Here is a 15,331-nt window from a genome sequence, read left to right on the forward strand (position 1 = left end):
ATAGGGTTTGGGCATGTTCTTTCCTCTCATCTATCTGCCACATATACATTTACGTATTCCGTGTAGTTATTGGACTTTACTTTGTTTGGCAAGCTTATCCTACGTAACTGCCTTATGTGATTTCTGTTCGTCAGACCAAGAGTTTGCCTAGGGCTTCCTTCAGATTCCACCTCACGATGGACACCCTTGCCTTTGGCTATGTGTTTCCCACTACCGGGCACACTTAGGACTTACACCTGTTAGAATATGCTCATGCCGAGCGCACCGAAAAAAAGGAGCTATTGAAATTTTTTCATAGCTCCTTTTTTATCAATCCCCACGCTCTGATGCAATAGCAAGACTTACTACTTCACTTGCCTTTCTTTTTTTCAATTCCCTAATAATTTCTAGAACAGTATTAGCTGTCGTTATTAAATCATCTACAAGGAGGATTCTCGCTCCTTCAATATCTCTATCTAGACTAAAGGCTCCCCTAAGATTATCCATTCTTTCTTCCTTAGTAAGGGTATGTTGGGCTCTAGTGTTCTTTATTTTCTTGAAATCATCAAGTTTTTCAATATTAAGCTCTCTACTTATATAATCGACAATAAGGCCTATATGGTCAAAACCTCTATGGTTTAATGTTTTTCTTGATGACGGAGAAGCTAAGATATAATCAAAATTTGTAAGAGATTTCTCCCTTATAAAATCAACAGCCATCCTAGCAAAAGTATCAGCAAGTGAGGTATTCCTATTAAATTTATATGAGCCTATCAATTTTTTCATAAAGTCATTGTAAAAATATATACTATAACAAGTATTGCCTGATACTTTAAACTCATTTGCCAAATAGTCTAATTTATCCATGCAAGACTGACACAAATTGTACTTTACTATCTCCTCTCTTTGGCAAGCATAGCATGTTCCCTTATCTAGAAATAATAAATCAATCATTAATTACCTTCCCCATTTCTCTTATCCAGTAAGAAAGATTAGTAAAACGCCTATTCGACCTATTATTATCAACCATTGTCTTTAATATATTCTTCTTACCCAAAAGTATAACAATTTTCCTTGCCCTAGTAACCCCTGTATAAAGTAGATTTCTTGTAAGAAGCATAGGGGCTACTTGCATCATAGGAATTATTAGGCAAGGAAACTCAGAGCCTTGAGATTTGTGAATAGTTATAGCATAAGAAAGATCTAAATCTTTTATGTCTTCCTTCTTGTAACGAATAAGTCTTCCATCATCAAACCTAACATCTAGGGACTCATCTATTGTGTCTATCTTTTCAACAAAGCCTATATCACCATTATAAACACCCTCATCGAAATCATCGCCATGATTTATAGCTTTTAGGTCATAATTATTTCTAACTTGCATGACCTTATCCTTTAGCTTAAAAAGCCTATTATTTACCTTCAAACTTTCATTCTCTTTATTGATTGCTTCTTGAATTTTCTCGTTAATATTAGCTACTCCCCAGTCAGTTTTCTTGGACGGTGAAAGAATTTGTATATCTTTAATCGGATCAAACTTGTAATATTCAGGTAGTCTAACTTTCAAAAGATTTATGAGATTATCCATAAAATTCCTATTGTCTGCATCTATAAAGAAAAAATCCTTGTCTTTTTCATTTAGGATAGGGTATTTTCCCTCATTTATCCTATGAGCATTTACAATAATATTCGACTTACCTGCTTGCCTAAAGATTTTTTTAAGTCTTACTGATTTAATATCTGTATCCAAGATATCCTTTAAGACATTGCCAGGACCAACAGAAGGCAACTGATCACTATCACCTACTAAAATTATGGCAGTTTTTTCGCCGACAGCAGCCAACAAATTTTTCATAAGATGAATATCTACCATACTCATCTCATCGACTATGAGATAATCTTTTTCGATTGGATTATCTTCGTTGTATTCGGCAACAATTTCATCAGGTCTTATTCCTATGAGCCTATGGATGGTATAGGCATCTTCTCCTGTCGATTCTTTTATCCTCTTTGCCGCCCTACCAGTAGGGGCTGCAAGGGCATATGATAGTTTATTTTTAGATAAAATCTTACAAATTGCATTTATAATAGTTGTCTTTCCTGTACCTGGTCCTCCTGTTATTACAAGGGCCATTGATTCAAAAGCCATCTTTATAGCTTCCCTTTGCTCATCAGAAAAAACAGATAAATCATAATCGAAGTCAATATCGAAGATATATTTTTCATCAATCTTACTGGCAAGGGCCATGGCTACTGATTTTTCAGCCTTTAAGAGACTGGCACTATAAATATAATTAACATCTTTTATGGCTACTAGGACCAATTTGCCAGCTATAACATCATCATTAATTACTTCTTTTATTTTTTCAACTTCTAATTTTAGTAAACTAGTGCTTTTATCTACTAGATAGTCGAGTTTTAGGCAAGTGTGGCCATTTAGGTCAGCTTCAGCATTTAATACATGATATAGACCTGCTGAAATTCTAAACTTGGATGACGAGTCCATTTGCATATTAAGGGCTATATTATCTGCCATAGTAAAGCCTATTCCCCTTATATCTTCAACCAACTTATAGGGATTGTGTTTTACTAAATCAATTGTGGATTCTCCATATTTTTGGTAGATTTTCATGGCTAGACTGTATGAAATATTTAGACCCTGAAGATATTCTATACTCCTTCTTGAATCCCTTGTTTCTTCTACAGATAGTTTTATATCCTCAAGCTTCTTTTTTCCTATGCCTTCTACTTCTAGGAGCCTATCAGTATTTTGATAGACAAGATCTATACTATCTTTGCCAAAGGCTTCATAAATTGCCTCAGCCGTTTTTTTGCCTATGCCTTTGAGATTGCCCGATGATAAAAATTTTATAATACTAGATCTGCTAGATGGTTTAAGCAAACTAATGGATGAAATATTAAATTGTTCACCATACTTATCATGATAAACTATTTCTCCTTCCATCTCTACATTATCACCCTGATTAAAAAAAGGCATAGTTCCAACACAAGTTATATCAGAATCAGAAGTGTCTACAGAAAGAATCGTGTATCCACTATCATCGTTTCTAAAAATAATGTTGGTAACTATGCCTTTAATCTTCATTTTATTTCCTATTAATCAACGGTAACTCTTTTAATATCAGCACCGAGTTTGCTGAATTTTTCTACTAGATTGCTATAACCCCTATCTATGTGATAGATTTCAGAAATTCTTGTTTCTCCTTCTGCAACAAGACCAGCCATTACTAGGGCCGCTCCTGCTCTTAAATCAGTTGCCTTAACACTTGCTCCATGGAGTTTTTCTACACCAGCAATGGTTGCCCTATTGCCTGATGTTGCTATAACAGCTCCCATCTTTGAAAGTTCATCAACATGCATAAACCTATTTTCAAAAACAGTCTCTTGAATCCTGCTCTCGCCATCACTTACAGTTAGTAAAGCCATGAATTGAGCCTGAACATCTGTGGGGAAACCTGGATAAGGAAGAGTTTGGATATTAGTTGACTTTAGTCTATTTGGTGCCTTTATATAGATAATATCTTCTTCTTCAATTTCTTTAATTTCAGCTCCAATTTCAATCAACTTTGCAATAACTGGTCTAATATGTGAACCAATTACATTAGTTATTTTAACCTCGCCTCTAGTCATTGCAGCAGCTAGCATGTAGCTTGCAGCCTCTATCCTATCTGGGATTATGGTGTGCCTTGTACCAGTGAGTTTTTCTACCCCTCTAATGGTAATTGTAGAAGTACCAGCCCCCTTAATCTTTGCTCCCATTTTTGATAAGAATGAAGCTAAATCGACTATTTCTGGTTCTTTGGCTGCATTTTCTATTATAGTTTCACCCTCTGCTAGACAAGCTGCCATCATGATGTTTTGTGTAGCCCCAACAGATGGAAAGTCTAGGTAGATTTCACTGCCCTTTAATCCATTATTTGCTTCAATGGCTATCTCATCATCATTTATTCTATTTTCAGCTCCAAGGGCCTTAAAGCCCTTGAGATGAAGATCTATTGGTCTTGAACCGATATTGCAACCACCAGGAGCTCTAGTATAAGCCTTGTTAAATCTTGAAAGAAGTGGCCCCATAACAACGAAAGAAGCACGCATCTTATCCATCAACTCGTAAGGAGTCTCGCAGGTATTAATTCCACTTGAATCAATTTTAAGGCTATTTTTGTCAAGGTACTCAACCTTAGATCCAAGATGCTTCAAAACCTCTACCATGATTTCAACATCTTTAAGTTCTGGAACACCATCAAGGATGATTTCTTCGGTTCCCAAAACACAAGCTGCGAGAATTGGCAGGGCAGAGTTTTTGGCGCCAGAAATCTCTACTTCTCCCTTCAAAGGTCCATTTGAATTTATAATTAATATCTCTTTGCTCATAGTAAGTCCTTATTTGGTACCGAACAATCTATCTCCAGCATCTCCTAGGCCTGGAACTATATAACCATTTTCGTTAAGATGTTCGTCCAATTGGGCAATATATATATCAACGTCATCGTGTTTTTCTTGAATAGCTTTGATTCCTTCTGGGGCAGCAATAATGCAAAGAAGTTTAATGGACTTACATCCTCTTTCCTTTAATCTTTCGATAGCATCATTAACAGATCCACCTGTTGCAACCATTGGGTCTACTACCAAGATGTTTCTGTTTCCAATATCCTTTGGAAGTTTGCAATAATATTCCACAGGCTTTAAGGTTTCTTCGTTCCTATACATTCCTATATGGCCAATTTTTGCTGCTGGAAGAACTTCTAGTACCCCATCTACCATGCCAAGACCCGCTCTAAGTATTGGAACAATAGCTTGCTTCTTACCTGCTAGTCTGTAGCCTGTTGTCTTTGCAATAGGTGTTTCTACTTCATATTCTTCGAGGCTTAAATCTTTAGTAGCTTCATAAGCTAGAATCATAGCAATTTCTGTTACCAAGGATCTAAATTCATTTCCACCTGTTCTCTTGTCTCTTATAATACTAATTTTGTGTTTGATTACTGGATGATCTAGTACATTTACTTTTCCCATAACTTCTCCTATAAATATTCAATATTGCCAGCGGCAGACTTTTTCATTCTATTCATTATACTCTTACCTAGGTTATTATCCAAAACTCCTTCTGCAAGAATTAAATCAACTCCCATTTTATCCATTTTCCTAAGAGCTGTAAAAAGAACGTGACTCATTTGGCTTAAATCGTCCCTGTCACCAAAAGAAATCCTATCGAAATCCTTAAATCTTTCCATATCTTCTTCAAATACTAAGACTCCTACATGAAGACCCGAATTCGAATAAGCCCTAGCCTTTTTATAAATAAAATCGGCTGCTCCTTTACCAACATAGACTTGCATCCTTGCCTTTGGTGCATAATGCTTATACTTTTGACCTGGGGACTTTGGAATTTTGTTATCATCAACCAGAGCATCATCAAGTCTAACCTCAGGGATAATTTCCCTAATCATTTCTAAAGTATAATAACCTGGTCTAAGTATAGTAGGCGGATTTTCACTCATGTCAATTACAGTCGATTCTATACCAATATCACAAGAACCACCATCTATGATTAATGGAATTTTCCCATTCAAATCATAATAGCAATCATAAGCATTTGTTGGTGATGGACGTCCAGAGATATTGGCAGATGGGGCTGCAATCGGCACATTAGCCTTCTCTATTATAGCTCTTGCTATTTCATCAACTGGAAATCTTACAGCAACCGTATCCCCCTTTGCCGTTACTACATCAGGGATTAGGTCCGATTTCTTGAAAATCATAGTCAAGGGACCCGGCCATAATTTCATCAGCTTTTTAGCATCGTCATTCACATTCTCTACCAAATTATACAACATATCTATATTAGAAATATGTAAAATCAATGGATTATCTGCTGGTCTGTTTTTAGTTTTAAATATATTTACACAGGCCTTCTCATCTAATCCATTAGCCCCTAAGCCATAAACAGTTTCTGTTGGTATGGCAACGAGCTTGCCTTCTTTAAGATAATTTGCGGCCTTTATTATTTTTTCTTGATCGATATTTTTCCTATCAATCTTTAAAACTTCTGTTTGCATTTTTTCTTCTTTCAATTATCTTCAACTACACAGTAGGTCGGATCCATATGTAAGGTAATCTCAACCCCTGTCTTTTTAATTATTTCTTTTTCAACCTTATCTATCGCCTTATGAACTACTTCAACTGTAAGATTGGATGGGACTTCTACATGGACTGAGCCTGCCATTCTTCCCTTACCATACTCGTGAATTTGCATGTCATGATAGCCCTTAATTAAATCGCAAGACATAATTATTTCGTCAATCTCTTTTTCTATATCTATGTCAATTCTTTTTCCCAACAAGATAGCTATTGTATCCTTAAACATCTCTAAACCTGGATGGAATACAAAAAACGAAATTACTATACCCATTAGTGCATCGACATTAAAGCTTAAGAAATTCTGTATGAAGTCACCTATTATTATTGCGCTTGTTGCTAATATATCATTTCTAGCGTCAAGCATGACTCCAAGATTGAGTTCACTATCAAACTTCTTGTATAAGGACTTGTTTAATAAGTAAATGTAAACCTTGACGGCATTACTTACTAACAAGATTCCAAGAGATAGCATCGTTAGCCCTTCGAATCTCTCCTCACCAAAACTTTTTACTGAATTAATAAAAAGCATGAAGCCTACATACATTATTATTATGGAAACTAGTAGGCTTATAACATATTCTCCCCTACCATGGCCAAAGGGATGTTCTTTATCAGCTGGTTTCTTGCTGATATTAGATCCCAAAAGTGCCATAAGTGATACAACAGAATCAGATAAGTTGTTGAAAGCATCATTTACAATGGCTTGAGAATGTATTACAAAACCAATACCCGCCTTCATTGCAAAGAGCAAGATGTTTATAGCTATACCTATTGATGATGATAGGGAGATTATAGAAAGCCTATAGGTGAATTCATCTTTTTTTGCGGAAGCCTTTATAAACTTCTTTGATAAGAATTCAAACAACTACTCATCCTCGCCTATTTTTTCTAATTTTCTAGTTTGATCTTCTGCTATAAGAGAATCAATCATCTCACCGATGCCACCATTAAGGAAGTCATCTAATTGATAAATAGTCTTATTTATTCTATGATCTGTAATCCTACCTTGTGGGAAATTGTAGGTTCTAATCCTCTCAGACCTATCACCTGTTCCTACTTGGCTTTTTCTATTATCAGCTATTTCTTTATTTCTTTTTTCTTCTTCCAATTCATATATACGGGCAAGAAGGATTTTCATAGCTTTTTCTTTGTTCTTGATTTGGCTCTTTTCATCTTGCATACTTACGACTATGCCTGTAGGTATGTGGGTAAGCCTTACAGCTGAGTCTGTTGTATTTACTGATTGGCCTCCATTACCTGATGACCTAAAAACATCTGTTCTAATATCATTAGGGTCTACATGAACATCTAACTCGTCTACTTCTGGAAGTACAGCAACGGTTGCAGTTGATGTGTGGATTCTGCCACCAGATTCAGTCTCTGGGACTCTTTGTACCCTATGAACTCCAGATTCATACTTAAATCTAGAATAGGCTCCCTCACCCCTAACCATAAAGGTAGCATCTTTAATTCCACCGACTCCTTGAGGAGTAACTTCTACATCTTCTGTCTTGTAGCCTTCCTTATCGGCATACATATGATACATCCTATAAAGATCTCCAGCAAATAGCCCTGCCTCATCTCCACCAGCACCAGGCCTGATTTCAACTATTACATCCCTAGAGTCATTAGGGTCCTTTGGTATTAGGAGAATCTTCATCTCTTCATTGTATTGATCAAGAAGTTTTTCATTTTCTTTGATTTCTTCTTTTAGCATATCAATCATATCTTGATCATCAGCTTCATTTATAAGTTCTTTGTTCTCTTCGATTGTAGATTCAGCATCTTTTATTTGATCGTACTTTTCTACAATTGGTTTAAGAGAATTGTATTCCCTAGTTATTTTAGTCAGTCTGCTAATGTCCGCTAAAACTTCAGGATCAATCATCTTTTTCTCTAAATCCTTGTAGTTTTCCTTAATATGTTCAATATTTTCAAACATCTTTTATCCTTTCTCAGCGATTATAAATCTATCAAAATCATTATAATCCTTAATACATATTATATTTTTAAAATCAGATTCGTTCAAAAGTGAGCTAATATCAGACTTTTGGTCATATCCAATTTCAAAAACGAGCCTTGCTCCTTCATTCAAATATGAGCTTGCATCTTTTATTATCCTCTTATAAAAATAAAGACCATTTTCTTCAGCTAAGAGGGCTGATTTTGGCTCATAGTACAAAGTCTTATCAAGCTTTTCAAAATCCTTACTATTTATGTAAGGAGGGTTTGATATTATTATATCGAATTTTCCTGAAATTTCTTCAAATAAATCAGATTTTATAAAAGAAACATTGGAAATTTTTAATCTTTTTTTATTTTCCTCTGCCAAGGACAAGGCCCTATCCTCAATATCACTAGCAAGAATATCGCTAGCTTTTAAATTCTTAGCCAAGCTCAATGCTATAGCCCCACTACCTGTACCTATATCAAGTATTTTATCTTTCTTAAAAGGAGCTTTAATTAGATAATCAACGATTATTTCGGTTTCAAATCGTGGGATTAACGCCCTCTCGTCAACTTTAAAATTTAGACCGAAAAATTCCCATTGTCCAATTGCGTATTGAAGAGGATAGCCTTTTTCGCATTTATCTATTATCTCTTCTAGCTTGACTCTTATCTCGTTATTAAGTTCTTCCCCACTTCTTAGGATAATTGAACTTTTGTTAGTATTTAATAGGTAAGTGAGGGCTATTAAGCTTATTTCATAATTTTTGTCTAAGTAATCTTTTATGGTCATTTTTGTATTTCTTATTTTTAACACAAAAATAAGGTAAGTCGCCTTACCTTATAATTTCTACTATTTTCTACCGTATTTCTTGTTAAATTTATCAACGTTTCCACCACGTTCAGCATTTCTTTGTTTTCCTGAGTAGAATGGATGACAATTGCTGCAAACTTCTACTTTGATTTCTTCTTCAGTAGAACCTACAGTAAATTCATTTCCACATGAAATACAAGTTACTTTAGCTTCGTGATATTCTGGATGTAATTCTTTTTTCATATGAACACCTCATGTTTCTTCTTTCAATAAGCAATTAGTATTGTACCATCTATCCATTAATTTTTCAAGACCTAATAAGAATTATTAATCAAGTCAATAAATTGACTGTTATTTTCCGTCCTTTTCATCCAGTCAATTAGCTCTACGATTGATTCAGCATTGGACATATTAGATTTTCTCAATTTGAACACAGCCTCAAGTTCCTTATCAGTTAATAGTAAGTCTTCTCTTCTTGTAGAAGATTTTTCGATATTGATTGCTGGGAAAATCCTCCTATCTGCAAGCCTTCTATCAAGATGAATTTCCATATTACCAGTTCCTTTGAACTCTTCAAAAATCATATCATCCATTCTAGAACCTGTATCAACTAGGGCGGTAGCAAGGATGGTCAAAGACCCTCCTCCTTCAATATTTCTTGCAGCTCCAAAAAATTGCTTTGGGCCGACTAGGGCAAGGGGATCAAGTCCTCCTGATAGGGTTCTACCTGATTGGGGGGTCATAATATTATAGGCCCTTGCAAGTCTTGTTATGGAGTCAAGCAGTATTACCACATCCTTTTTTTCTTCTACAAATCTCTTAGCTCGCTCTAGGACCATCTCAGCCATATCAATATGATTTTGAGGTGGCTTATCAAAGGTGGAGGCTGCTACTTCTGTTCTCATCAATTCATTTGATGGATCCCTATATTCATTGACATATCTAATAAAATCAGTAACTTCTTCTGGTCTTTCGTCTATAAGAAGGACAATTATTTTGATATCATCATAATTTTTTTCTATTGATCTTTCTATATCTTTGATGAGGGTGGTCTTACCTGCCTTGGGTTGGGAGACAATCAACCCTCTTTGGCCACGACCGATTGGACTAATAAAATCTATGATTCTTTCTGAAAAATGTTCTCTGCTTGTTTCTAAAGAAATTTTCTCGTTTGGATAAATTGGAGTTAAATCTTCAAAATAAGGCCTATTGTAGGCCACTCCAGGATTGATGCCATTGACATCTGATACAAATATTAGTGGGGCAAACTTGTCTTTTGCGTGTTTTTCTCTGGCAATTCCTCTTATGTAATCTCCAGTTTTTAGTCGAAACATCTTTATTTGCTTAGGTGGGACGTAGATGTCGTCATCTCCACTTTCATAAAGCTGGGTTCTAAGGAATCCATAACCATCAGGTAGGATTTCTAATATTCCGTCACAGTCAAATTTGTTGCCTAAATCATTTTCTGCTTCTTCTTTGCTTTCTTCGCTTCTCTTATTTTCTTCTTCCTCTATTAGCTTGATTAGCTCATCTTTTCTGTATTTGCTTACAGATTCTATGCCCATTTCCTTGGCTAATTCTCTTAATTCTACTAGTTTTTTTTCTTTTAGTTTATCCATATTTTCCTTTTAAGAAAAAGAGGACCATAAGGCCCTCCCATTTTCTTTTTTTATTTTGCACTATTTGCAGAACCGAACATATCGATTTTTTCTTCTACTTTATCAATTACTGCTTGTGTTCCGTCTGCTAATAATTTTCTTGGGTCAAAGCCTTTACCTTGTTTATCTTTACCTGCTTCGATGTATTTTCTTGTAGCTTCTGCAAAAACAAGTTGACATTCTGTGTTTACATTAATCTTAGATACGCCTAGGCTAATAGCTTTTTTGATTTGATCGTCAGGAATACCTGTACCACCATGAAGAACTATTGGCATTTTTACTGCATCAGAGATTTCTCTTAATCTATCAAAGTTAAGTCCTTGCCAATCAGCTGGATAAACACCGTGAATATTTCCGATTCCTGCTGCTAAGAAGTCGATTCCTAATGAAGCAATTTTTTTACATTCTTCAACATCAGCAAGTTCTCCTGCTGATCTTACTCCGTCTTCTTCTCCGCCGATTCCGCCAACTTCAGCTTCAACAGACATTCCTTTAGAATGAGCTAATTCTGCGATTTCTTTTGTTTTTTCAAGATTTTCTTCTAATGGGAAGTGAGATCCATCAAACATTACTGAAGTAAAACCAGCTTCTATAGCTTTCTTAGCTCCTTCATATGAACCATGATCTAAGTGAATAGCAACTGGAACAGTAATTCCCATCTCATCGTGCATAACCTTAACTAGATCTGCGACAACTTTAAAGCCACCCATATATTTGATAGCTCCCTCAGAAGCAGCTACTATTACAGCTGTTTGTTTTTCTTCTGCTGCTTTTAGGATTGCCTTTGTCCATTCAAGGTTATTTGTATTAAAATGGCCAATTGCATATCCATTTTCATAAGCTTTATCTAACATTTCTTTTGCATTAACTAACATATTGTCTCCTTATAGTTCTTATTCAAATTATCTTACACTATAATAATACCCTAATTCTAATTAAAAGATAGGTCTTTTTTGATGGACTTAATGATTTTATCTATTGCTTGATCAGATGTGATTTTTTCATTTTCCATCAAGGCTCTTGTAGAATATTCAACAATATCGTCTGATGCATCCTTGCCAACGGTGATTCTATAAGGAATACCAATTAAATCTCTATCATTGAACTTAACTCCAGCTCTTTCTTTCCTATCATCTAGGAGGACATCTATTCTTTCTTCCTTGAGTCTCTTGTAAATTTTCTCTCCGAGTTCTTTTTGCTCTTCATTGTTTATGTTTACAATAGTTACTATAGCTTCGAAAGGAGCAACAGATGTTGGCCAGATTATACCCTTATCATCATGGTATTGTTCAACTATAGCTGATACTGATCTTGTTATACCGATTCCATAAGATCCCATGATAAAGGCTTGTTGTTTGCCATTTTCGTCTAGGAAGTAGGCTCCTAGGCTGTCAGAATACTTTGTTCCTAACTGGAAGATATTTCCAACTTCTATACCACGAGCTTCTTTTAGGATGCCTGAGCCATCATAGGCCATATCTCCAGCCTTTGCGGTAAGCAAATCTTCGACAATTTCTCCATCAAAATCTCTGCCGAAGTTTGCGTTGATGTAGTGGTAGTCAGTTTTGTTAGCTCCAACAAGGAGGTTATTTATTTTAGTTAAAGACTCATCAATTAAAACTCTTACGTCATCTCCAAGACCTATTGGTCCAGTATAACCTGCCTTAGCCTTAGTGATTTTTTCAATTGTTTCATCATCAAGCATCTCAATTTCATGTTCTGGGACTTTTAGATAGGAAATAAGTTTAGCCATATTCAATTCCCTATTGCCTGGAACGAAGACAATGATAGGCTCACCCTTAACCAAAAGATCGACTGCCTTAGCTGTTTTTTTCTTGTCTATATCCAAGAACTCACAAACTTCTTCGATTGTTGTTTTTCCTTTGGTCTCGACTAGTTTAAGTTCTTTTTCTTCTTCTATAATAGGATTTACTTTAAATCTTGCTTTTTCGTCTGTAGCTGCATAGTCTGAATCATCAGTATAAAGAATTACTCCCTCACCTGTTTCAGATAGGGCGATAAACTCGTGACTCTTTTTTCCACCCATGCTTCCAGAATCACCTTCTACGATTTTATAGTCAAGACCCATCCTATCAAAGGCTTGCTCATAGGCATCCCACATTTTTTGGTAGGATACTTCAAGACCTTCCATATCCTTATCAAAGGAGTAGGCATCCTTCATCAAAAAATCCCTTGATCTATTGATACCAAATCTTGGTCTTTTCTCATCTCTAAATTTATCTACTATTTGATAAATATTTAGTGGGAGTTGTTTGTAAGAATTAAGCTCGTCTTTGATTAGACTAGTAAAAGATTCCTCAGCTGTTGGCCCTAGGCAATATTCTCTATCATGTCTGTCTTTTATTTTGAACATCTCAGGTCCAAAGGTCTCCCATCTTCCTGAGGCTTCCCATATTTCTCTAGTTTGAAGGATAGATGTAGAAACTTCTATAGAATCATAATCTTCCATAGCTTCTCTTACTATAGCTTCAATCTTGTTAACTACTTTCTTTCCAAGTGGTAGGAATGAATAAACACCACTTGCTTGTTTTCTAATAAAGCCCCCCCTAGTTAAAAACTTGTGGCTTTCAGTTTCTGCATCTACTGGATCTTGCCTTAGGGTTGGCATATAATATTTTGATAATTTCATTTTTCACCTATATCTTTCATTGATAGACCTATTCTTTCCTTTTTTTTGTCTATCTCTACAACTTTAACATCAACAATTTGCGCATTCGTCAAAACTTCGCGTGGATTTTTGATAAATTTATCGGAGATCTTAGAAACATGGACAAGGCCATCGACCCCTACACCTATATCGACAAAGGCTCCGAAGTCAGTTATATTTCTAACCTTTCCTTTAAGAATCATACCCTCTTTTAGGTCATCTATCCCCATTACTTCCTTGCGAGTTAAAACTTCAGGATTATCTTCTCTCGGATCCCTTCCGGGCTTTTTAAGCTCGGCTATTATATCTTTAAGGGTCGGAAGCCCAACATCAAGCTTACTTGCCAAGCTTTCTAAATCCAAATCGTCAAGCGAGTGCTTATTTATTTCCTTGGCAATCTTGTAGGATTCGGGGTGGACTGCGGTATTATCCAAAATTTCCGGAGAATCAGGAAATCTCAAAAAGCCTGCACATAATTTGTAAGTCTTATCTCCTAAGCCCTTTACAGTCTTTAAATCTTTCCTATATACTAGCTTACCTTCCTTAAAGTCTTCCTCGATTCTTTTTGCTAGGCTTGGGTTTAAACCTGAAACATAGCTAAGAAGTTTATAGGAAGCATTGTTTATGGTAACTCCTACCTCATTAACCGCATCTTCTACAACCTTGGAAAGTTCTTCATCAAGTTTTTTAGAATCAAGATCATGTTGGTATTGACCAATACCTATGTGCTTAGGCTCAATTTTAACAAGTTCAGCCATAGGATCTTGGAGCCTTCTTGCCATTGATATAGCTCCTCTAATAGTAACATCGAGATTTGGAAATTCCTCTTCTCCAAGTTCAGAAGCAGAATACACAGAAGCACCTGCCTCATTTACTATGGCATAACTAATATTATCCACTTCTTTGACTAACTTATTTACAACAAGCTCGGTTTCCCTAGAAGCTGTGGCATTACCCAGAGCAATGAGACTTACCCCGTATTTTTTAATGAGGGACTTTAAAGTTCCGATTGCCTCCTTTTCTTTATTGTGGGGCTCAACTGGATAGATGACAGCAGAATCTAAATACTTACCGAATTTATCTACAACAGCAACCTTACATCCTGTCCTAAAACCTGGGTCAAGACCAATAACCGCTTGTCCCTTGATAGGTCTTTGCAAAAGATAGGGCTTGAGGTTGTTGCCAAAAACTTCTATAGAATCATCCTCAGCCTTTTCTGTTATATAATTTCTCATCTCAGTTGTAATAGAAGGTAGCATAAGCCTCTTATATGCATCATCTACAGTTTTATCCAGAAGGAAATTTTGATAATCATTAAAATTCTTATCTTTTCTGTACAAGTCACCTATTAACTTTTTGTTATAATTATCTGTAAATTCAATCTTAACACTAAGGGCATTTTCCTTCTCAGCCCTATTAATAGCTAGGGTTTGGAAAGACTTCATTTCCCTAAGTTTTTTATTAAAATCATAATAATTCTCATAAAGACCACTTTCATCTTCCTTCAAAGTGGCTACAAGCTTTGCCCTAACGAAAGCATCCCTCCTAATGATATTTCTAGCCATGATATTGTTAGCAATATCTTCGGCAAGGATATCTAAGGACCTTTCAAGAGCATCCTCTTTTGTATCTAGTCCTTCAACAAGATATTTTTCTGCTTCATCTAAGCCTTCACTTTCGCTTTTAGCTTCATTCATTAGAAAATCCAAAAGCTTATCAAGACCAAATTCACGGGCGATATCAGCCCTTGTCTTTCTCTTTGACTTGAAAGGAGCGTAAATATCCTCAAGTATAGCTAGAGTATTTGTAGAAAGAATTTCCTCCCTCAACTGATCGGTAAGCTTGCCCTGACCATCTATAGCATTAATAATCTCTTCCTGTCTCTTCTCAATATTTCTATACTTCTTGAGATTTTTTTCTATATCCCTAATCTCAACATCGGACAAATTACCTGTAACTTCCTTCCTATACCTGGCTATAAAAGCAACAGTAGAGCCTTCATCCAAGAGATTTGTAACAGCATCTATGCTTTTTTCGCTAATCTCTAATTGTTTTGATAAAATTTCTGTAATATTCATAAAATACTTAACCTAATAACTCCTAAAAAGG

At 35.7% G+C, this 15,331-nt stretch carries 13 protein-coding genes; all 13 read right to left on the bottom strand.

Going from position 1 to position 15,331, the window contains the following annotated elements; genetic code table 11:
- Window positions 1–309 precede the first annotated feature (309 nt).
- Window positions 310–933, bottom strand: coding sequence for a ComF family protein (locus HMPREF0077_RS01975; protein ID WP_004836214.1), 624 nt, complete (start codon window positions 931–933; stop codon window positions 310–312).
- Entirely contained in the window at window positions 926–3,085 is a 2,160-nt protein-coding gene (gene recD2, locus HMPREF0077_RS01980) for an SF1B family DNA helicase RecD2 (RefSeq protein WP_004836215.1), read from the bottom strand. The genes HMPREF0077_RS01975 and recD2 overlap by 8 nt, the downstream gene beginning before the upstream one ends.
- An 11-nt stretch (window positions 3,086–3,096) precedes the next feature.
- Window positions 3,097–4,371: a UDP-N-acetylglucosamine 1-carboxyvinyltransferase gene (gene murA / locus HMPREF0077_RS01985; RefSeq protein ID WP_004836216.1), complete on the bottom strand. Its 1,275-nt coding sequence runs from the start codon at window positions 4,369–4,371 to the stop codon at window positions 3,097–3,099.
- Window positions 4,372–4,380: 9 nt separating this feature from the next.
- Window positions 4,381–5,010: a uracil phosphoribosyltransferase gene (gene upp, locus HMPREF0077_RS01990; RefSeq protein WP_004836218.1), complete on the bottom strand. Its 630-nt coding sequence runs from the start codon at window positions 5,008–5,010 to the stop codon at window positions 4,381–4,383.
- 8 nt (window positions 5,011–5,018) lie between these two features.
- Window positions 5,019–6,053 (bottom strand): L-threonylcarbamoyladenylate synthase, encoded by a 1,035-nt coding sequence (locus HMPREF0077_RS01995; RefSeq protein ID WP_040349322.1) that lies wholly within the window; start codon window positions 6,051–6,053, stop codon window positions 5,019–5,021.
- 11 nt (window positions 6,054–6,064) lie between these two features.
- Complete coding sequence (locus HMPREF0077_RS02000; RefSeq protein WP_004836222.1) at window positions 6,065–7,000, bottom strand: cation diffusion facilitator family transporter; 936 nt, start codon at window positions 6,998–7,000, stop codon at window positions 6,065–6,067.
- Window positions 7,001–8,077, bottom strand: coding sequence for a peptide chain release factor 1 (prfA, locus tag HMPREF0077_RS02005; protein WP_004836224.1), 1,077 nt, complete (start codon window positions 8,075–8,077; stop codon window positions 7,001–7,003).
- Window positions 8,078–8,080: 3 nt separating this feature from the next.
- Window positions 8,081–8,875 (bottom strand): peptide chain release factor N(5)-glutamine methyltransferase, encoded by a 795-nt coding sequence (gene prmC / locus HMPREF0077_RS02010; protein WP_040349241.1) that lies wholly within the window; start codon window positions 8,873–8,875, stop codon window positions 8,081–8,083.
- 60 nt (window positions 8,876–8,935) lie between these two features.
- Window positions 8,936–9,139 carry a 50S ribosomal protein L31 gene (gene rpmE / locus HMPREF0077_RS02015; RefSeq protein ID WP_004836227.1) on the bottom strand — a complete coding sequence of 68 codons (204 nt, stop codon included), beginning with the start codon at window positions 9,137–9,139 and terminating at the stop codon, window positions 8,936–8,938.
- Between the two features lie 71 nt (window positions 9,140–9,210).
- Window positions 9,211–10,515, bottom strand: a complete 1,305-nt coding sequence (rho, locus tag HMPREF0077_RS02020; protein ID WP_004836229.1) for a transcription termination factor Rho — start codon at window positions 10,513–10,515, stop codon at window positions 9,211–9,213.
- 50 nt (window positions 10,516–10,565) lie between these two features.
- Window positions 10,566–11,429 carry a class II fructose-1,6-bisphosphate aldolase gene (gene fba / locus HMPREF0077_RS02025; RefSeq protein ID WP_004836230.1) on the bottom strand — a complete coding sequence of 288 codons (864 nt, stop codon included), beginning with the start codon at window positions 11,427–11,429 and terminating at the stop codon, window positions 10,566–10,568.
- Window positions 11,430–11,485: 56 nt separating this feature from the next.
- Entirely contained in the window at window positions 11,486–13,204 is a 1,719-nt protein-coding gene (locus tag HMPREF0077_RS02030; protein ID WP_004836233.1) for a proline--tRNA ligase, read from the bottom strand.
- A complete protein-coding gene (locus tag HMPREF0077_RS02035) occupies window positions 13,201–15,300 on the bottom strand; it encodes a Tex-like N-terminal domain-containing protein (RefSeq protein WP_004836234.1) in 2,100 nt (699 codons plus the stop codon). Before HMPREF0077_RS02035 ends, HMPREF0077_RS02030 begins: the two co-directional genes overlap by 4 nt.
- Window positions 15,301–15,331 lie beyond the last annotated feature (31 nt).

The organism is Anaerococcus tetradius ATCC 35098 (assembly GCF_000159095.1).
GTDB classification, from domain to species: domain Bacteria; phylum Bacillota; class Clostridia; order Tissierellales; family Peptoniphilaceae; genus Anaerococcus; species Anaerococcus tetradius.

Bases quoted from the DNA above. Each gene is read 5' to 3' on its own strand.
- HMPREF0077_RS01975 (WP_004836214.1), bottom strand. From the start codon at position 933: ATGATTGATTTATTATTTCTAGATAAGGGAACATGCTATGCTTGCCAA.
- recD2 (WP_004836215.1), bottom strand. From the start codon at position 3,085: ATGAAGATTAAAGGCATAGTTACCAACATTATTTTTAGAAACGATGAT.
- murA (WP_004836216.1), bottom strand. From the start codon at position 4,371: ATGAGCAAAGAGATATTAATTATAAATTCAAATGGACCTTTGAAGGGA.
- upp (WP_004836218.1), bottom strand. From the start codon at position 5,010: ATGGGAAAAGTAAATGTACTAGATCATCCAGTAATCAAACACAAAATT.
- HMPREF0077_RS01995 (WP_040349322.1), bottom strand. From the start codon at position 6,053: ATGCAAACAGAAGTTTTAAAGATTGATAGGAAAAATATCGATCAAGAA.
- prfA (WP_004836224.1), bottom strand. From the start codon at position 8,077: ATGTTTGAAAATATTGAACATATTAAGGAAAACTACAAGGATTTAGAG.
- prmC (WP_040349241.1), bottom strand. From the start codon at position 8,875: ATGACCATAAAAGATTACTTAGACAAAAATTATGAAATAAGCTTAATA.
- rpmE (WP_004836227.1), bottom strand. From the start codon at position 9,139: ATGAAAAAAGAATTACATCCAGAATATCACGAAGCTAAAGTAACTTGT.
- rho (WP_004836229.1), bottom strand. From the start codon at position 10,515: ATGGATAAACTAAAAGAAAAAAAACTAGTAGAATTAAGAGAATTAGCC.
- fba (WP_004836230.1), bottom strand. From the start codon at position 11,429: ATGTTAGTTAATGCAAAAGAAATGTTAGATAAAGCTTATGAAAATGGA.
- HMPREF0077_RS02030 (WP_004836233.1), bottom strand. From the start codon at position 13,204: ATGAAATTATCAAAATATTATATGCCAACCCTAAGGCAAGATCCAGTA.
- HMPREF0077_RS02035 (WP_004836234.1), bottom strand. From the start codon at position 15,300: ATGAATATTACAGAAATTTTATCAAAACAATTAGAGATTAGCGAAAAA.